The sequence below is a fragment of the Kitasatospora sp. NPDC058046 genome, from assembly GCF_042885595.1.
In the GTDB taxonomy this organism is placed as follows: Bacteria; Actinomycetota; Actinomycetes; order Streptomycetales; family Streptomycetaceae; genus Kitasatospora.
Genome location: NZ_JBHVRS010000023.1, coordinates 43,944 through 63,390 on the forward strand (window position 1 = coordinate 43,944; position 19,447 = coordinate 63,390).

Here is a 19,447-nt window from a genome sequence, read left to right on the forward strand (position 1 = left end):
ATGCCCGTGGTGGTCATCGGCCGTCCCCGTTGCCAGGAGTACCGGTAGAGCGGGTCAGTTCCATTCGAGCGCTGTTCGGCTCCCAGGTGATGGTATAGCCGTGGATCGGGGCTTTCTCCGCTGCCCATCGGAAGTGCTCCAGCACGTCGGGGTTGTCTTCCATGTGACGTCTCGTGAGGGTGTAGCCGCCTTGGACCTGATATTCGACATCGATTCGGTGGGCGGCCTTGACGGGCAGGTTGCCGGTGCGGCCGCCGACGGCATGGAAGGTGAAGCCCGCCTGGTCGTCGTCGCCGACGGCCAGTCCCATCTCGCGGAACAAGCGCTGGGCCTGAACGAGTGTGATCTTCTGCGGCGATCCTCCGTTCGCTGCTGGCGTTCGGGTGGCGACGCGAGGAGAGTCGGTTGCCGGCCGGGCAGGTGCCGGGGGTTCGGGGCAGGGGAGGGGCCCGCCCGCCTCCCGGGCCAGGGCAGCCATCGTGCCGGCGGGGTAGTCGGGGTGGTCGGCCCACTTCCGGGCCTGCTCCATCAGGTGTCGGACGTGTTTGGCGGCCAGGTCGGGCCGCCCGGCGGCGATCGCGGTGTCGACAGCGCCGTGCGCGTATGCGGCAGCGCGGAGCAGGGCGCCAGGGTTTGAGCGAAGGCTCTCGGCCATGACGTTGACCTGGTCGAAGGCTCGCTGGTTGATGAAGTCCACAAGCCGGTTCACGTTGTTGCCTGTGGCGGTCGTGACTTCGTCCGGTCCGAAGTCGCCGGAGGGAACCGCTTCTGGGGTCACGTGACCAGTCCTCGGGATAAGTCGTGGGCGTGGAAGGCACGGGGCCATCGAGATCGTAGCCGTCCAGGATCCGGACCCGGGTCGTGTCCCCACCACTTGGTCCTTGTGGGTTCGCGTCTTCACCGAGTCGATGGGCGTCCGCAGGTCCCGGTAACCGGGAAGGCCGCGGTGATGACCCTGCTCGATGGCGGCGAACGGATGCCCGGCGCCGTGACGCAGCCAGCCGCGTGCCGACCCCTTGTGAGGAGCACCGGCCCTCCCGCTGAGGGCCTCGACGGTGTGCCGGCCGTGCTGCCAGACACAGCATCCTTGCCGACGTCATGCACCGGTTCGGGGTATTCGGCCAGGTCGTCGGCATCGAAGTGTGAACTGCCCTGCCAGCATGGAGGATCCGCGCAGGTGATCCTCCAAGAGGGGCCGGTCGAAGCAGAGGCCGGACTCCCCTCAGTCGTCGGCCATGGCGGCACGGGGGTCGCCCTGGAACCCTCAGGAAGTTCCAGCCTCAGGGCGACCCCGCGCAGCCTAGACAGGCCGGTCGAGGAGGTTCCTGCCTACTGCGTGGTTCCCAGGCGGAGGGTGGCGCCGTCGGGCAGCTCGTGGATCTTCTGTGCGATCGGGCCTCTGATCCGCATCGCCTCGCCGGACTCCCGGACCACGAGGTTCTCGAACGCGAACTCACCGCCGGCGACGAAGAACTGGAGCGGTACAAGACGCTGGTCCGGGGTAAGGGCGCCGTTCTGCTGCTGGAAGGCGTGGGCGAAGGAGGCGACGCCGTTCACGTCCGGGTCGCTCAGTAGCCACGCGGCCCAGTCGTCCAGGCCGGCGCCGAGGTCCTTCACGTCCGCGGTCTCGGGGTTGAAGGTGACGACGCGCTCGCCGCCGACGATCGCGAACTGGGTGCCGAAAAGGTCCTGGCCGAAACAGAAGACGTGATCGGCCAGGCCCTCGTAGGTGCTCTTCCATACCTCGTCCGAGTTCCAGGAGAGCAGGTCGGGCCCCAGTCCCTCGTCTCCGGCCCGGAAGACCTGCACGCCGGCGTTGAAGACGAAGAAGCCGTTCATCCGGCTGAGCAGGGCCCCGAGCTCCTGGAGCGGTCCGGTGTCGAAACCGAAGTCGAGGTCGATGGCCGGGCCCATCGGGCCGCGGGCACGGCCGAGCAGCTGGTCCAGTGGACTGTCGGGCATCTTCACTCCGCTGCTCGTGCTTCCGGGCCGATCGCCCTGGTGAGGTAATGATGCCGCACCCGGTCCGTGGCCACGAGGCGCAGGGTGGGCTGGAGGACGGGCGCGTCCGGGATCGCGTCCCACTTCGCGTAGGGCCACCAACGGCTGTGCGCGGCCAGGAGCATGCGCTCGCCGTGCTCGGTCTCGCCGCGCGTGGCGTACCAGCCGGCCATCCACAGACAGATGGCGTACTGCTCGGGTTCCGCGTCCGTCTCGGTCAGGAGCTGGTGGGCCCGGGTGAAGTCGTTGGTCTCGCAGAGCGCCTCCCACACCAGTCGGCCCTGCCGCTGGTCCAGGTCGCGGAAGTCGCGGTCCAGGAGTTCCGCGCCGATGACGCCGTCCTGCGGGAGAACCGGACCGCCCCAGTCGCTGTGGCAGGGAAGAAGACGCTCCGCGCCCTGCCGGGCCAGCTCCCCGGAGGCCCACTCGAAGTCCCTGCGCATGACGCGACCCGCCGGAACATGTTCGGCGCATGCGGCCAGACGCGGCGCGGCCGGCTTCTGCGCATGGAGCTGGGCGGCGAGCAGAGCCTGCCGGAAGGGAGTGGACTGGTCGCAGAGCTCCCCGCCGAGGGGACCGTCGCGTTCGATCAACGCCTCCGCCAGATCGGCGGCCTGCCCGAACTCCCCGGTCCAGAAGAGGATCTGCACAGCGGCGGCTGCGGCCTCCCACACCGGCCCACGGGCCCCGCCCTTCCTGCCGGCGATCTCCAACAGGGCAGGAAGATCGGCAAGGAAGTTGCCCCCCCTTGCGTTGGAGATAATCTTCTCACTCTTGTTCACAACCACCTCCGATCTTCATCTATTTCACTTTTATCTTTACTCTCGTCCCGTTGGGGAGTCCGCCTAAGGCCTTCCCCATGGTCGAGCCGGAGCCGGTATTATCCGATCCGTTGATGTATTTTACACTAGCCCCCCTGCCTCCCTCTTTAAACATGGCCGGGGGGTACTCGTCACGCTGCCCGGAAGGGCTGGTTGGAATTCCGCGAAGCGAATTATCTCGATTATCGTCACCGCCCGCCCGGTCGATGGTCAGGACGGAGGGAAGCGGCGCGCCGGGGCTGTGCGAGGCGCCGCGCCAGATCTGCCCGTTCTGAGCCTCCGCAATGTGCCTGGCCGATTCCGGATACTTGCCACTGTCGATCAGGTACTCGACGTCGAAGTCCCCCTTGGCCCCGACGGCCGCGGCGAGCTTGGTCCTGGCGTCGGCCTGCGCCGCAAGCCTCGCCTTTCCCCCCTTGCCACCTGTACCCGGGTTCTTCGCGATCTTCTCCGCGAGCTCGATGATGCTGCGCTTGTGCGCCTCGTCGGCCGCGGTGACGTTCTTCACGACCTGCTTGGCACCCGCGCTGGCATGCTCGTACATGCCACTGACCGCGTCGGCCGCCTCCTTGCTGATGGTCCTCCCAATCTTCTTGGCGGCATCTTCGAGTGCCTTTGTGATCGGGTGCCGGCTCATCCGAAGCTCACCGCCGCAGTCGCCGTCGTGAAGGTCCTGGCATGCCCTCGCACGTCATCCGCATGCTTCTTCAGCTTCTCCGCGGTCGCCAGAAGCTTCGCGGGATCAACCCGGAACCCGGTCCCGACATTGCCGGCCGCGCCAGGCCCCGCACCGGCCAGAGCCTTCTTCACCCCCTCGAACACCAACCCCTTCACCGCCTTCTCGACCTGCTTCTGAAGCGGATCCATGGCCTTGGTGATGAGAACGGCGACGACCTCCTCCTCGGCCTCCTTGATCAACTGGTTGACGATCTTTCGCGTCGCCGCGATCGCCGCCGCCTCGGCGACCGAAGCAACGCCAAGGGTCGCGACAGAGGCGATCGTCCCACCCACCGCCTCGGCGGCCAGGACGCCGAGCTCCACGATCACCGCGCCTTTCATCGCCACGATGGCATCCGCAGCCACGTCGAGAGCGGTCGCTGACGCATTGCACACGGCAACGAGTTCGTGCAGGTGATCCTGAGTCATCTTCGACCAGCGCGCGACCAACTGGTTGTACGACTGCGCCTGGTAATGCTGCGCCATCTCCCGCAGGGTGGCAGTTGCCGCCGCGTGCGTGTGGTCGATGTTCGTCGCGAAGCCGCGAACATGACCGGCGTACTCCCTGACCTTGTCCTCGTTGACCTGGGGCCACGGCACGCCCAGCAGGTCCACGACCCATACCAGTCCACCGGGTAACTCGATGGCCATCGCTCCCCCTCAACGGTGACACGCACACAGAATGATGCCACGCACACGGTGGGCTACGGCTGTTTTCGCCCGGCCGGACACCCAGTCCGCCCACCACGGAGCCGCAGCCCCCTGCCTCGGCACTTGACCCGAGCCCTTCGCAACACTGACGCTAAGTCAACAGACGTTCAAGAAACGAGACTTGGGGGAGCATTGGACGAGAAGGTGCTCATCCGCGTGGACGACGCCGACACCACCGCGATCGGCTCCCTACTGGCCTGGCTCCGAGCCGAGCCCACCCTGCGCGGGCGCGTCGAACCGGTCGGGACGGCTCCGCGACCCGGTTCGCTGGGCACCCTCGCGGACGTGCTCACCGTCGCCCTCGGCGCCGGCGGAGTCGCCTCCGGCCTGACCAGCGCCCTGATCGCGTGGATCCGCCGGCAGAGCGGCGACACGGTCGTCCACGTGACACGCTCGGACGGCAGCTCGATCGAGCTGCGGGCGACGGCCGTCCACGGACTCGACCCGGATGCCCTCGCCACCCTCGTCCGCGAGGTCGGAACCTTACTCGCCAGCCCATCCGAGTCGGCCGCCGCCCCATCGGCCGACAACGAGTAACGCCAGGTGGCGACGAGTGACACCGGAGGCCCCCGGATGACACCAGCCGGCCCCCTCGGCCTGCCCCTGAGCCTGCCCGGCACACGGGCCCTGATCATCGGAACCGGCACCCACATCCCCGGATCCGTCCTGCCCGACGTCCCCGCGGCCGCCGGGACCGTCCACGCGATCAGAGAGGAGCTCGTCACCCGCTGCGGCCTTGACCCCGACCACGTGCGCACCGTGATCGACCCCGAAGACCCGCTCGTCCTCGGCGACGCGCTGACGGCCACCGCCGAAGCGGCCGAATCAGTACTCCTCGTGTACTACGTCGGCCACGGCCTGGTCGGGCTGGACGGCGAACTCCACCTGGCGACCCGCACCACCGACCACCTGACCCGCGGCCTGGCCTTCCGGGCCCTTCGCTACTCCGCGCTGCGCGAGGTCCTGGCCTCCTCCCGGGCGCGCTCGATCGTCCTCGTCCTCGACTGCTGCTACTCCGGCCGGGCCGCCCCCGTCGCCGGCGCGGCCAGCCTGTTCGACACCTCCTACCCCGGCGGCGGGTTCACGCTGGCCTCGGCCGCCCCGGAAGAACTCGCACTGGCCCCGGTCGGCGCCCAATACACCGCCTTCAGCGGCGAACTGCTGCGCCTGCTACGGGAAGGCGACCCGACCGGCCCGCCACAGCTGACACTGGGCCACATCCACCGGCACCTGGCCCGGACGCTGCCCAGCCGCGGCTTCCCCAAGCCGTACTGCCACTCCGAGGACCGGGCCGGCGACCTGGTACTGACCACCAACCCGGCCTACACCTCCCCACCGGAGCCGTCACCGCCGACCGGACCAGACGAGGAGCCCGGCGCCGCTCCCGAACTGGACACCTGTCCGTACCGCGGTCTGGCACCGTTCGGCTCACAGGACGCCCGGTTCTTCTTCGGCCGCGAGCAGCTGACCGCCGAACTCGTCGCCCGGGTATCCGCCAAACTCTCACTCGACGGCCCGATCATGCTCGTCGGCCCCTCCGGCGCCGGCAAATCCTCCCTGCTACGCGCCGGCCTGCTGCCCGCACTCGACCGCGGCCTGCCCGGCGCCGAGAACGCCTGGCGCTGGCCCCGCGCGGTACTCACCCCGGGCGAGCACCCGCTCTCCCGGCTCGCCGACGTCCTCGCCAGCCTGCTCCCAGACGACCCGGGCACCCACCGCGAAGTCCTCCTCGACACCCTGACCGCGAGCCCGGAATCGATCGCCGACCTGCCGACGGACGGATCCCGCCTGCTTCTGGTGGTGGACCAGTTCGAGGAACTGTTCACCGCCTGCAAGGACGAGCAGGAACGGGAGACGTTCATCCGCGCCCTGTCCGCCCTCTGCTCACGCACCGAGCGGGGCCACGCCCCGCCGGCCGTGATCCTGCTCGGACTGCGCGCCGACTTCTACGGACACTGCGCCGCCTACCCGGCCCTGCACACCGCGCTGAAGGCCAGCCAGGTCCTGGTCGGCCCGATGCTCCCGGAGGAACTGCGCGACGCCATCGAGAAGCCCGCCCACCTCGCCGGACTACGCGTGGAACAGGGCCTGGTGGACCTCCTCCTCCAGGACCTCCGCACCAGAAGCGACGAACGGCGCGACACCGCGACCGCGCTCCCCCTGCTGTCGCACGCCCTGCTGGCCACCTGGCAAAAACGCACCGGCCGAGTCCTCACCCTGACCGGCTACCAGGCATCAGGCGGCATCTGGCACGCCGTCCGACAAACCGCCGAGGACACCTACCAAGCCCTCACCCCCGAGGAACAGCGGGCCGCCCAACAGATCCTGCTGCACCTGGTACACATCGTCGACGGCGCCGAGGACACCCGCCGCCGCGCCCCGCTGGCCGACCTCGGCCTCGACACCGACCCGGCCGCACCCACCGCCCTCGACGCACTCGTCCGGGCCCGCCTGGTCGTCGTGGACGACGGCCACGCCGAACTCGTCCACGAGGCCGTGCTACGCGCCTGGAAACGGCTGGCCGACTGGATCCGCGAGGACCGCGCCGGCCTGGTGGTCCGCCAACGCCTCCACGACGCCGCGAAGGCATGGGAGCAGGACGGCCGCGACGAGGGAGCGCTCTACCAGGGCGTACGGCTCGCCGCCGCCCGCCAGTGGATCGAGGAGTCCGCCGAACGGCACGGCACCGTCCCAGCGGCCCGGGAGTTCGTGACGGCGAGCCTGGCCCGACAGACCGCCGAACAGCACGCCGCCCGCCGCCGCACCACCCGCCTGCGCGCCCTGGCCGCCACCCTCGCCGTGCTGCTCCTGGTCGCCGTCACCGGGGTCGGCGCGGCCGTCTGGCAGAACCGGGTCGCCAACGAGCAGCGCGACCTCCTGGCCTCCAAGCTCGGTGCCCAGGCAGCCGACCGCCTCCGGACGACCGACCCCACCCTCGCCCTCCAACTCGCCCTCTCCGCCCGCCACATCGCCGACACCCCGGAGGCCCGCAGCAGCGTCTACAACGCCGCGCTCGCCCCGTACTACACGCCGATCAAGGGACACACCGACACCGTCCGGAAGCTCGCCTTCAACGCCGAACGGCACCTGCTGGTCAGCGGCGGCCGCGATCACACCGTCCGGCTCTGGGACCTCTCGGACTCCCGCCAGCCCCGGCCCGTGGGTCTGATCGACACCCACGACACCAGCCTCGCTCTGAGTAGCGACGGTCGGCTCCTGGCCACCACGAACTCCGGTGACTCCGTCCAGCTGTGGGACGTCTCCGACCCCGCCCGCCCCGCTGCCGTCGCCACCCTGGCGGACACCCACGGCACCCTGGCCTTCAGCCCGGACGGCCACGTGCTGGCAGCCGTCGACAAGGACCGGTCCGAGCTGTGGAACCTCACCGATCCCCGACAGCCGGCCCGGGCGGGTGCCATCCCCCCGGGCACCGGTACGGTCCAATCCGTCGCGTTCAGCTCGGACGGGCGCGTTCTCGCCTTCGCCGTCAACGTCGCCGGCGGCAGCTACGCGGCCGAGCTGTGGAACGTCGCCGACCTCGCCAACCCCGCGCGCACCGCGGTGCTCGGCGACAGCCACGCCCTCTCACTGGCCTTCAGCCCGCGCCAGCCGCTGCTCGCGGTCGGCAGCACCAGCGGCGGGGACGGTGTGCGGCTGTGGGACACCACCGACCCGGCCAGACCAGCCCCGGTCACCACACCGAACTACATCGCGGATCCGCCCTACTCGACCGACCCCGTGAAGATCGCACCCGGTCAGCTCGTGGGGACGGTGGGGTTCTCCCCGGACGGCCGGACCCTGGCCCTCGGGGCCTCCAACGACGACGGCTACCAGCTCGGCCATGCCGAGACCGTCGACATCACCGACCCGCACCAGCCGGCCGTCCTGACAGACTTTCCCACCCCTGGGATGCTTACCTCGGTCCAGATCGGCGAACGCGGGTCCCTGTTCAGCGCAGGCGCCGAACCGGAGATCATGCACTGGTACCCCTCCATCGACTCCACCCTGCCCAACACCCGCGCGGACGGCGACTACTCCCCGGAGGGCCGCGTCCTGGCCTGGGCCACCGACGCCCGCATCCACTACGAGAGCTTCACGCAGAGGTACCGGCTGTGGCGGACCAACGGGCCCTACGACGTGCGCCCGGCCGGCACGCTGATGGCTCCGAACGTCCTGCTGGTCAATGACCGGGCCCTGCTCTCGTACGTCAAGGGCGGTCCGGCACAGCTCTGGGACATCACCGACCCCGACCACCCGGCGCCGGGGAGCACGCTCAACGAGATCGCCGAGAACGTCCCCCACAGCGGCTTCGGCCATCACGACGCCCACGTGGCCCTGGCGGACGGAATCCTCGCCCTCCACGGGAGCGACGGGCTGATCCACCTGTGGGACGTCGGCGACCCGAACGCCGCGAAGCCGCTGTCCACCGTGCAGTCCCCGCAGCCGCCCGGCCGCCTCCTCCTCGACAAGCGGAAACTGGTGTCCATCGACCAACGGCAGGACCGCCAGAGAATCGATGTCTGGGACCTCGGCGATCCCCGCCGACCCGTCGCCTCGCCCTCACTCGCGTTCGGCAACGACGTCGTGTTCGAGAGCAGGACATCGGACCTGCTAGCCATCGCCACCGGCAGCGAGTCCCAGAACCCGAAGTCCATCCAGCTGTGGAATCTCGCCGACCCCGGTCATCCCGACCACGCCGAACTTCTCAACGGCATCGTGAACGGCATGAGGCTCAGCCCCGACGAACGGACCCTGGCGGTGACGACCGACAAGACCATAGACCTGTGGGACGTCTCCGACATCCACCACCCCGTGAAGACCAACGCACTCACCGCCGAACGGCCGGGTGGGATCGGGTTCAGCCCCGATGGCCGTCTGCTTGTCAGCTTTGCCAATGCGTTGCGGCGCACCGACCCCCTCGTCGGCCAGTTCCATCTGTGGCGGGTGGAGGATCCGCGCGCCGCCACCGAAGTGGGCACGCTGACCCTCCCCGGCGTGATCGACGCCGCCTCGTTCAGCCCCGACGGGCAGGCTCTCCTCATCGACAAACAAGCCGATCCCAATGACTTCTACAGCAGCGGGAAGGGTCGGGCCTACCTCGTCGACCCCGACATCGACCGGGTCACCGCCCGCCTCTGCGACCTGGTCGGCGCCACCATCACCGCCGACCAATGGCACCGCTACTTCCCTGGCACGCCGTACCGCCCGCCGTGCAGGTGACGGCGGGCGGCGGACCGTCGGACGGGAGCGGGGTGTGGATCCGGGCCAGGTGACGCGGAGCAGGACGGGCAGGGCAGCGGCCACCGTCTCGCGAGTACAAAGACAGCGAGCACCGACCCAGGAATAGATCAGGCCCGCAATGACGCTCTCGTCAGCCGCTGCCGACGTCTGGACCATGGAAGAGCACCGCGGGTTCGCCAATGACCTGGGGCCATTCCAGCTGGTCGCGGCGTTCGCGGCTTCGAACCAGCAGCGCTTGCCCGCGGTGGACTCTCCGAGACCGTCGACACACTGGTCGCGCCCGGAGCACTCACTGCGTACGGCACCTGGATCCGGGTAACCCAGCGCAGGCCCATCGCCTGGGGGGACCCGCAGATCGGCGGCCGCGTCTTCACCCCGACCGTCTCGATCGACTTCCGGCTGGGGAAGAACGCAGACCTCTCGGGCCAGCAGGACGACATGGTCCGCCTGGCCGACGCCCTCCTCGCGCGGGTGCCCGGAGACGCGGTCCTGCACCTCGACTACGAGGACGTCTGGATGGTGCGCCAGGACGGCCAACTGAGCCTCAGCGAGAGCTCCGACGTGTGGCCGCCGAACCGCCTCGCCGCCGTTTCGGGGCCCTACCGCCGCCACACGCACGAGTTCGTCTACGAGGACTGACCACCAGCGCCGTCCGGGAATCCGGCCCGGCCCCTCGCCCATCCTGGACACGCCGTCCCCGGCCGGAGGCCCGGGACAGCGGCGCGAGTGTCTCCGGCGAGAGTCGGCAGAGAGGAAGCGGGCAGCGGCCGATCGAGAGGGCGCCCGAGCCTGACCCGACACCGCCGCCGACTTCCTGGCCACCATGGCCAAGGCCGACCTGGCCCTGGCCGACGTCAGCCAGCACGAGGTCGACCGGTGGCTGGCCGGAGGCCGCAGCACCCGCTACGAGGTCCGCGACTTCCTCCTCTGGGCCGCACGCCGCGGCCACAGCCGCGACCTCGCCGTCCCCGCCCGGACCCGTCGCCCTGGACGACGACTCCCACTGGGAGAGCCTCCACCAGTGCTTGACCGACCCGGAACTACCGCCCGACGTGCGCGCCGCCGGGGCCGTCCTCTACCTCTTCGGCCAGGAGGTCACCCGGATCGCCGCCTTGCCGACCGACTCCGTGGCCGAGCGGGCCGGCGAGACCGTCCTTCTCCTGGACCGCGTGCCCATCTACCTGCCCGACCCCCTGGTCCGGCTCCTCGCCGACTTCGCCGACCGGCCGCGACCACCTGGCTGGGCAGCCAACCACCCCAATCCATGGCTCTTCCCCTCCGCCGAACCCGGACGGCACATCACCGGCTCCGCACTCGCGCGACGCCTCACCGCCCACGGCATCCCCAGCCGCCCGGCCCGGGCCGCCGCCCTCGTCCAACTCGCCCAGGACATGCCCCCGGCCGTCCTCGCCCCCATGCTCGGCCTCAACCTCAACACCCTCACCCGATGGCGCTCCTGGGCCGTGACCGACTGGACCGCCTACCTCCAGGCCCGGGCTGCCGCCTGGCCCGCCCACGTCAACGGGACCGGCGGCGCGCCGACCACCGGGTGACGGTACGACGGTCGGCCGTCCCCGGCCGGTAGCCCTTGCCGCATGACCACCTCTGCCTGGTGGCGCCGAGGCGCCACCACCGTTGCCGCACTCACCCTCGTCCTCGCCCCCACAGCCGCGCCAGCAGCGGCAGCCGCAGTACCACCGGCCACCTCCGCAGCCACCGCCCAGCACCGGCAGCTGCCCGAACCGCCTCCGGCCGACCAAGCCCGTACCGAGTTGGACGAACTCGTCGTCGAAGCCCCGCACTCCATGGAGGGGTACTCGCGGGACCGCTTCCCGCACTGGGTCCAGCAGTACGGTACCTGCGACACCCGCGAGGTGGTTCTCGCCCGCGACGGCCAGGACGTCGTCCAGGACGACCAGTGCCGCGCCGTCTCCGGCACTTGGGTGAGCCCTTACGACGACAAGACCTTCACCGACGCCAAGGCCCTCGACATTGATCATCTGGTTCCGTTGGCGGCGAGTTGGCGGGCGGGTGCCGACACCTGGACCACCGACAAGCGCCGCGCCTTCGCCAACGACCTGGCCCACTCCCAGCTGGTCGCCGTCTCCGCCGCCAGCAACAGGGCCAAGGCCGACAAGGGACCGGACGCCTGGAGGCCGCCGCTGCGGTCGTACTGGTGCACCTACTCCCGGGCCTGGACCGACATCAAGCACCTCTACGGCCTGACCGTCACCGAGTCCGAGAAGACGGCGCTGGTCGAGATGCTCGACACCTGCGCGTAGCCGGCAGTGAGCCCGCCCGGGGAGTATCAGGAATTCGGTGGACACCCTGATCAAGGGAGTCACTGATGAGCACTCTGGCGGATCACCGGATCGGGTCGGCTTCTGACGGGAGGGTTTCGTCGGAGGCGGGGACGGCCGATGCCTTGGACATGGGTCCGAGGAAGAACACAGGCGGGTCGGATGTGGTGGCGTCGGTCGCCGAGCTGGCGGCCGAGCAGGCCAGAGCCGGTGGGATGCAGCTGCTCGGTGAGGGCGGGCTGTTGCAGCAGCTGACCCGGCACCTGCTCCAGGAGGCCCTGGAGGCGGAGATGGACGAGCACCTCGCCCACTGCGAGCCGGGTCGTTCGGCGCGCAAGGGCGGCAACGCCCGCAACGGCTACCGCTCGAAGACGGTGATGACCGAGGCCGGGCCGGTCACGGTCGAGGTCCCGCGGGACCGGGCAGGGACCTTCGAACCGAAGGTGCTGCCGAGGCATTCGCGCCGCACCGAAGGGTTGGACAACCTGGTCATCTCGCTGACCGCCAAGGGCCTGACCTCGGGCGAGATCGTCGCACACCTGGCCGAGGTCTACGGCATGGCGACGAGCAAGGAGACCGTCTCCACGATCACCGACCGGGTCCTGGAGGGCATGGCCGACTGGCGAAGCCGCCCGCTCGACCCCGTCTACCCGGTCCTGTTCGTGGACGCCGTGAACATCAAGGTCCGAGACGGCCAGGTCGCCAACCGGCCCGTCTACGTGGTCCTGGGCGTCACGGCCGACGGCTACCGCGACATCCTGGGCCTGTGGACCACCGGCGGCGGCGAGGGCGCGAAATACTGGCAGTCCGTCCTGACCGAGATCAAGAACAGAGGTGTCAAGGACTGCCTGATCCTGGTCTGCGACGGCCTGACCGGGCTGCCCGAAGCCGTCGCCCAGGTCTGGCCGCAGACCGTCGTCCAGACCTGCATCGTCCACCTCCTGCGGAACTCCTTCCGCTACACCTCCAAACGGGACTGGGCGGCGGTGGCCCGGGACCTCAAGCCCGTCTACACCGCGCCGAACGAGCAGGCCGCCCTGGACCGCTTCGCGGAGTTCGCCGCCGCCTGGGAGGCCAACTACCCGGCCGTGGTGAGACTCTGGGAGAGGGCCTGGTCCGAGATGGTGCCCTTCCTCGGATTCGACACCGAGATCCGGAAGATCATCTGCACCACCAACGCCATCGAGAGCCTCAACTCCCGCTACCGCCGGGCCGCCAGCGCCTGCGGCCACTTCCCCAACGAGCAGGCCGCCCTCAAGCGGCTCTACCTGGCCACCCTCGCCCTCGACCCCACCGGACGGGGCCGGCAGCGCTGGAGCAACCGCTGGCTCGGAGCCCTGAACGCCTTCGACATCGCCTTCGACGGACGCCTGTCAGCCGGACGGGCGTGAGCCAACCGGCCCACCCCCGACAACAAGATCAATACCTAGGCCAACCGGGTGTCGTACACCGGAATCCTGATAGTCCCCCCGCCCGCCCAGAGCCGATGGACAGGCGGGCAGGTTCGGCTGAGTTGGGCTTTCGCCTGCGTGTGCCGGTGCGCGGGCTCTACGGTGTCCGCATCGGCATGATCGCAGGTCAGGTGTTCAAGGGGTGGGTGCGAATGGATGTTCCGCTGGCGGACGCGGTCGCGGCGGTGCGCGACGAGCTGCTGAAGGCGGCGGCCCAGGTCGGAGACGACCCCGGGGTGGTGTTCGCGGTGGGTCCGGTGGAGATGGAGTTCGAGGTCGAGCTGCGCGCCGACGCGAAGGCGAAGGCCGGCTTCAAGCTGTTCGCGGTCGGCGCGGAGACCGAGGCCGGTCTTTCCCGCACCCGCACCCACCGGGTCTCCTTCACCCTCACCCCCAAGCGCCCCGACGGGGGCGACCTCCTGGTCAGCTCCGCGCAGGAGCGCCCGGCGGGGCCCGGCGACACCAGCGGGCGCATCAGCGACTGAGGACCGGGATCGCGGCCGTCGTCCGGTCGCGGCCAGCGGGCGGCATGCAGGGCGGGTTGTAGGGGGCGTGGGTGGAGCGGGTACGTCTTGCCGGGGTGAACGGGCCGGGCGGACGCGGGTCCGGGTACGCGGTCGGCGGGCATCTGGTCCTGACCTCCGCCCACGTCACCGGTCCAACCGGCACCAGGGTGACCGTCCTCCACCCGGTCGGCACCGGCACCGCAACCGCACAGGTCGTCTGGGCCGGCACCTCCGGTGGGCGCGACGACGCTGCGTTGGTCCTCGTCGACGACTCCCCTCACTGGCAGCCGCCGACCGCGCCCGTACGGTGGGGGCGGCCAGACACCACACGCCCCGGCGCCCCGTGCGAGACCTGGGGCATGCCCGACGAGGCCCACCGCCCCGACCACGCGGTCGAAGCCTCGCACCTGCATGGGGAGGTGAACCCGGGCAGCGGCTTCGTCGGCAACCAGTACGTCATGGACCTGCGCACCCCCGCCGCCGGATGGCCGCAGGACGGCAGCTCACCGTTCGCGGGGCTGTCCGGGGCAGCGGTGTTCTGCGACCGCTACCTAACCGGCGTCGTCTCCGCCGACCGCGCCCACTCCGCCCACGGCCGCCTCAACGTCGTCCCCGCCTACGTCCTGCACCACGACCCCACCTTCCGCACCGCCCTGGCCGAACACGGTGGCGGCCCGGCGAGCGGGCTGGAAGCGGTGGAGTTCCAGGACCTCGCCGACCCCACCCAGTTCCCGACCCGGCGCCGTCCGCCAACCACACCTGGGGCGCTGCTGGAGGCCGGTAGGCAGACCGTCCCCTTTCACGGCCGCGAGGACCTGATCGCCGACCTGCAGAGCTGGTGCCGAGGGGACGGGTTCGGGACGTGGCTTCTGCACGGCCCAGGCGGGCAGGGCAAGACCCGCCTCGCTCACCACCTCACCCACCAGCTCATCGCCGACGGCTGGACCGTCCTGTGGCCGCGCGCCAGCGCCAGCACCCAGCAACTGCTGGAACTCCGACGGGCGGCCAGGCCTCTGCTGATCGTCCTCGATTATGCCGAGACCCGGCCCGACCAGCTCACCGCCCTCATCGAAGCCGCCGCCGAACACCCCGGCACCAGCCCGTTCAAGCTACTGCTCCTGGCCCGCACCGCCAGCGATTGGTGGCAGCAGGCCCGCACCGCCACCCACCAGGCCGAGGACCACCTCACCACCGCCCGCACCCACCACCTCACCCCCCTGGAGAACGATCCCGGCCAACGGGCAGACCACTACCGCGACGCCGCCCGGGCACTCGCCGCTGCGCTCCCGCTCGTCGATGGCCTCGTCGGCTACGACTGGATGGCTGCCGCCGCGACCCTCCCCGAACCCCGTCGCCTCGGCCAGGGCACCTACGGCAACGCCCTCACCCTCCACATGACCGCCCTCGCCGACCTCCTCGATACCGCCCCGACGGAATCCGTAAGCAGCGGGCCCGAGAGCGTGTTCGGGATTGAGGGCGAGGGTGATGCGTGGAACGTCGAAGACCGGCTTCTCGGCCACGAAGTCCGCTACTGGCGCGACAGCGCCACCGCTCGCGGCCTCGCCCCCGCCCTGAGCATGGACACCCTGAAGACCGCGATCGCCGCTGCCCACCTCACCGGCGCCACCGACCGCGAACACGCCGACCACCTGTGGCTACGCCTGCCTGCGCTCGCGGACCAGCCCCGCGACCGTCGCGACCGGGTCACCACCTGGCTCGCCACCCTCTATCCCACTTCGGCGACCGGCGGACCGCTCTGGGGAGCCCTCCAGCCCGACCGTCTCGCCGAGCGCCACGTAGGCCGTACCCTCGAAGCCGACCCCCGCCTCGCCGACCATCTCCTTCACGGCGCCGACGACGCCCAGGCCGGACAACTCCTCACTGTCTACAGCCGCGCCGCAACCCACTCCGTCTTCCAGAGCCGCCTGGACACCCAGCTCACTGACCTGTGTGTCCGCCACGATCGGCAACTCGCAGCCCACATCGTTGCCACCGCCACCCGTACCGCCCGCCCGTCCCCGCTCGTCACCGCACTCGACGCCATCACCACCCACCCTGACACCCCCCTCGACACTCTTGACGCGCTCCATGACCATTTCCCTCGGGCCAGCCACCGCCTCGCTATCACCGCTGCCCGCCTCGCCGGTGCACTCGTCCGACATCGCCGTGTCCTTGTCGAGGCCGACCCCGATGCCCACCTGCCCAGCCTTGCAAGGTTCCTCAGTAACTTCGCCGCCGGCCTTGGTGGGGTGGGTCGGTGGGATGAGGGTGTGGCCGTTGTCCAGGAAGCCGTCGCCATCTACCGCACCCTCGTCGAGGCCAACCCTGATGCCCACCTGCCCGACCTAGCAAGATCCCTCAACAACCTCGCCGTCAGCCTTGGTGGGGTGGGTCGGTGGGATGAGGGCCTGGCCTCGATCCGGGAAGCTGTCACCATTCGCCGCACCCTCGTCGGGGCCAACCCCGAGGCCCACCTGCCCGACCTCGCCCTGGCCCTCAACAACCTCGCCCTCCGGCTTGGTGGGGTGGGTCGGTGGGATGAGGGTGTGGCCGCCGCTCAGGAAGCCGTCGCCATCTACCGCACCCTCGTCGGGGCTAACCCCGACGCCCACCTGCCGGACCTCGCCGACGCTCTCTACAGCTTCGCCTTCGGCCTTGGTGGGGTGGGTCGGTGGGATGAGGGTGTGGCCGCCGCTCAGGAAGCCGTCATCATCTACCGCACCCTCGTCGAGGCTAACCCCGACGCCCACCTGCCCGACCTCGCCGACGCTCTCTACAACCTCAACCTATGGCTGGATGAGGTGGGTCGGCGGGAGGAGGCCCTCGCCGCGGTCCAGGAAGCTGTCACCATCCGCCGTGTCCTCGTCGAGGCCAACCCCGACGCCCACCTGCCCGACCTCGCAAGATCCCTCAACAGCCTCTCCTACGACCTTAGCGAGGTGGGTCGGTGGGATGAGGGTGTGGCCGCCGCTCAGGAAGCCATCACCATCTACCGCAGCCTGGCCCAGACCAAAACGAACCACTTCGAACCAGCCCTACAACACGCCCCGGGCATGGCCACCTGGCTCGAGTCCGAGCCGTAGATGGACGGGATGGGAGCCGTAGAATGCTTCGACAGGCGAATGTGGCACGTTCGGAATAACGCTCCCCGCCAGTCGGTGCTGACACCTGGAGCACCGGCGAGCGCAAGGCCTTCGCCAACGACCTGGAGCACTCCCAGCTGCCCGTGGTCGGGGGTAGGGGGCTGGGGTGGAGCGGGTACGGTCTGCCGGGTGGACGGTCTGGGCGGGCGCGGGTCGGGGTACGCGGTCGGCGATCGCCTGGTCCTGACCTTCGCCCACGTCACCGGACTGTTCGGCGTCAAGGTGAAGGTGTTCCACCCCGCTGGCACCGGCGCCCTGGAGGGCCAGGTCGTATGTTCCGGCACCCCGGGGGGGCGACGCCGCCGCCCTCGTTCTCATCGACCAGTCCCCACACTGGCAGCCGCCCGCAGCGCCCGTTCAGTGGGGTCGGTCGGACACCATGCGTCCTGGCACCCCGTGCGAGACCTGGGGCGTCCCCGACGAGACCCAGCGCCGCGGCCACGTGGTCGAGCGCTCGCACCTGCACGGGAAAGTAAGCCCGGGGCAGTAGCTTCGTCGGCAACCAGTACATCATGGACCTGCGCCCCCGCCACCGAGTGGCCGGCGGTTGGTACCTCACCGATTGCGGGGCTGTCCGGGGCGGCGGTGTTCTGCGACTGCTACCTCACCGGTGTTGTCGCCTACGACCAGACGGACTCCGGCTGCGGGCGTCTCAACGTGCTCCCCGCCTACGTCTTGGACCACGACCCCGCCTTTTGGGCCGCCCTCTCCGCCCACGGTGGCGGCCTGGCGGCCAACGTTGGAGGCAGTGGAGTTCCAGGAAGTTGCCGACCCCACCAGCAACCCCGCCGCCCGGCGCGCCCCGGTGACAACGGCGGCCCTGCTGGCGGCGGGACGCCAGATCGTTCCCTTCCGCAGCCGCGCCCGCGACTACCCCGTAGAGGAAGTCAATAGCGGTGCGGTCCGATCACGGGTCAAGGTGATGAAGACCACTGGCGTTGGAACGCCGCCGAACCGCCGCCCCGGCGAGCCACAGCCATCTGCCTTCCCTGCCAGAGGGGAGCCGCAATGGCCGGATCTGTGATCGGCGGTAGCCGGCCTGCTTTGGCCGCGCCTTTTCGCTATCCGCGTTCGATCCGCGAGGATGACGCGGTGGACTTGAACCTCACTCTGCGCCTTCGTGGCCTCCTGGCCACCTACAAGGGTCTGCGCGATGATTCCGGCCTGACGCCCCAGAAGCGGGGGCAGGCGTTCAACACACTGATCGCCGACGTCCTCAAGGCGTGGGGACACGATGCCCGGCCCAGTGTGATCGGGGTAGGCGGCAGGGACGAGACGGACGTCTTCTTCACGATCGGCCACAACTACATTCTCGAAGCCAAGTGGGAAGCCGACCCCCTCAGCGCGGACCCTCTGACCAAGCTCTCCGAGCGGCTCTCCACCCGCCCCCCAGGTACCCGCGCCATCGTCCTGTCCGCGACCGGCTTCAACTCGAACGCACTGGAGTGGATCAACCGCCACAACGAGCTGCTCCTGATGGACAGCTCCCACATAGAGGCAGCCCTGTGCGGGCTACTCGACCCAGAGGAGCTGCTGCACCGACTCTACGGCGAGACTGCCGCTTCCGGTAACCGGCTGGTCCCCCTGGCCGACATCGTCGTCCCCCGGCACGCCGAACCGGACGTTCCCGTGCTTACGCGGACAGCCACCGCCCCGCCGCCCTGGCCGATCGTCAAGACCAGTGCCGAAGGTGTGGACGCCAGCGTGGAGTTCACCGGAGTCTGGCAGTCCGACCAGCACCCGAGCGGAATCAGCGCTGCTCCCGCCAACCGGCTCCTGATCACGACCAACGCCGGCGTGATTGAACTCCACACCACGACCGGCAAGATCAAGTGGGCCCTGGCGCTGCCCGGCACCGAAGACCGGGCCGTCCGCAGCATCGACGGCTCGGTGACCGTGCTGTGCCGCGGCGCGCTTGTACGCTGGCACCCCAAGACCCGCGACCTTCAGCTCGTGGCCGGCGGCTTCGGCGGCTACGCGACCCTGGAAGCCGGGCGGGACGGCACCCTGTGGGTCTACAACCAGGTCGGGGGACTGGCCGACGGATCGGTCACCATCAACCGCATCGGCGAACGGCCCGGCGACGAGACCCGCCACGACGTCCCGTTTCCCAACGGCATGCGGGCTATCCACCTTGGCGACGAGCGACACTTCCTCAGCGGCACTGGGCGCAGCACCCCCATCGACGTCAGCAAGAACCCGTCCGCCGACAAGGAGGACTGGATCGACTCCGCCGTTCCCGACCCTCGCGCGGCCACCGGCCCAGACGAATACACCATCCTCGCGGCCGGCATCCGCAGCTCCGTCGACGGAAGCCTTCAACGCCTTGACCTCCGGCAGGCACCGGACTGGACCGAACTCCTGACCTTCACCGCCAACCGGGCCACCGACCTCACCATGAAGCGCACGAGCGCCGCTCGAGCTGAGGGCTGGCTGCTGGCCGACGCGTCCGGCAACACCCAGAAGCCCACCCCGGTCCTGGTCAAGCTCACCCTTACGCCCACAAGCCCGAGTTGACCATGCAGCAGGACGAACCCTCCCGGCTCAGAGCCAGCA

General features: G+C 70.0%; 14 protein-coding genes. 9 read left to right on the top strand and 5 right to left on the bottom strand.

Translation table 11 applies throughout. The features are described from left to right. Positions 1-13 precede the first annotated feature (13 nt). The 5 genes from ACFVU7_RS35375 to ACFVU7_RS35395 all read right to left on the bottom strand — a co-directional run bounded on the left by ACFVU7_RS35375 (position 14) and on the right by ACFVU7_RS35395 (position 4,190). Complete coding sequence (locus tag ACFVU7_RS35375) at positions 14-778, bottom strand: hypothetical protein (RefSeq protein ID WP_388049389.1); 765 nt, start codon at positions 776-778, stop codon at positions 14-16. A gap of 551 nt (positions 779-1,329) precedes the next feature. Beyond that, complete coding sequence (locus ACFVU7_RS35380) at positions 1,330-1,962, bottom strand: SMI1/KNR4 family protein (protein ID WP_388049391.1); 633 nt, start codon at positions 1,960-1,962, stop codon at positions 1,330-1,332. 2 nt (positions 1,963-1,964) lie between these two features. Continuing rightward, positions 1,965-2,675 carry a hypothetical protein gene (locus ACFVU7_RS35385; RefSeq protein WP_388049394.1) on the bottom strand — a complete coding sequence of 237 codons (711 nt, stop codon included), beginning with the start codon at positions 2,673-2,675 and terminating at the stop codon, positions 1,965-1,967. 127 nt (positions 2,676-2,802) lie between these two features. Next, a complete protein-coding gene (locus ACFVU7_RS35390) occupies positions 2,803-3,459 on the bottom strand; it encodes a hypothetical protein (RefSeq protein ID WP_388049397.1) in 657 nt (218 codons plus the stop codon). Further along, a complete protein-coding gene (locus ACFVU7_RS35395) occupies positions 3,456-4,190 on the bottom strand; it encodes a hypothetical protein (protein ID WP_388049400.1) in 735 nt (244 codons plus the stop codon). The genes ACFVU7_RS35390 and ACFVU7_RS35395 overlap by 4 nt, the downstream gene beginning before the upstream one ends. A gap of 216 nt (positions 4,191-4,406) precedes the next feature. Between ACFVU7_RS35395 and ACFVU7_RS35400 the strand changes: the two genes are divergently transcribed. The 9 genes from ACFVU7_RS35400 to ACFVU7_RS35440 all read left to right on the top strand — a co-directional run bounded on the left by ACFVU7_RS35400 (position 4,407) and on the right by ACFVU7_RS35440 (position 19,408). Further along, entirely contained in the window at positions 4,407-4,787 is a 381-nt protein-coding gene (locus ACFVU7_RS35400; RefSeq protein ID WP_388049403.1) for a hypothetical protein, read from the top strand. 36 nt (positions 4,788-4,823) lie between these two features. Continuing rightward, positions 4,824-9,470, top strand: a complete 4,647-nt coding sequence (locus ACFVU7_RS35405) for a hypothetical protein (RefSeq protein ID WP_388049405.1) — start codon at positions 4,824-4,826, stop codon at positions 9,468-9,470. Between the two features lie 291 nt (positions 9,471-9,761). After that, the gene (locus tag ACFVU7_RS35410; protein WP_375874444.1) at positions 9,762-10,130 is read left to right on the top strand and encodes a SitI3 family protein; all 369 of its coding nucleotides are present in this window, start codon (positions 9,762-9,764) and stop codon (positions 10,128-10,130) included. A 386-nt stretch (positions 10,131-10,516) separates the two neighbouring features. Beyond that, positions 10,517-11,044, top strand: a complete 528-nt coding sequence (locus ACFVU7_RS35415) for a hypothetical protein (RefSeq protein WP_375874385.1) — start codon at positions 10,517-10,519, stop codon at positions 11,042-11,044. Positions 11,045-11,086: 42 nt separating this feature from the next. Beyond that, positions 11,087-11,773 (top strand): HNH endonuclease family protein, encoded by a 687-nt coding sequence (locus tag ACFVU7_RS35420; protein ID WP_388049408.1) that lies wholly within the window; start codon positions 11,087-11,089, stop codon positions 11,771-11,773. 149 nt (positions 11,774-11,922) lie between these two features. Then, entirely contained in the window at positions 11,923-13,182 is a 1,260-nt protein-coding gene (locus tag ACFVU7_RS35425) for an IS256 family transposase (protein ID WP_388049411.1), read from the top strand. 212 nt (positions 13,183-13,394) lie between these two features. After that, a complete protein-coding gene (locus tag ACFVU7_RS35430) occupies positions 13,395-13,727 on the top strand; it encodes a trypco2 family protein (RefSeq protein ID WP_375874387.1) in 333 nt (110 codons plus the stop codon). A gap of 380 nt (positions 13,728-14,107) precedes the next feature. Beyond that, complete coding sequence (locus ACFVU7_RS35435; protein ID WP_388049414.1) at positions 14,108-16,831, top strand: tetratricopeptide repeat protein; 2,724 nt, start codon at positions 14,108-14,110, stop codon at positions 16,829-16,831. A gap of 1,068 nt (positions 16,832-17,899) precedes the next feature. Beyond that, positions 17,900-19,408 (top strand): restriction endonuclease, encoded by a 1,509-nt coding sequence (locus ACFVU7_RS35440; RefSeq protein ID WP_375874388.1) that lies wholly within the window; start codon positions 17,900-17,902, stop codon positions 19,406-19,408. Positions 19,409-19,447 lie beyond the last annotated feature (39 nt).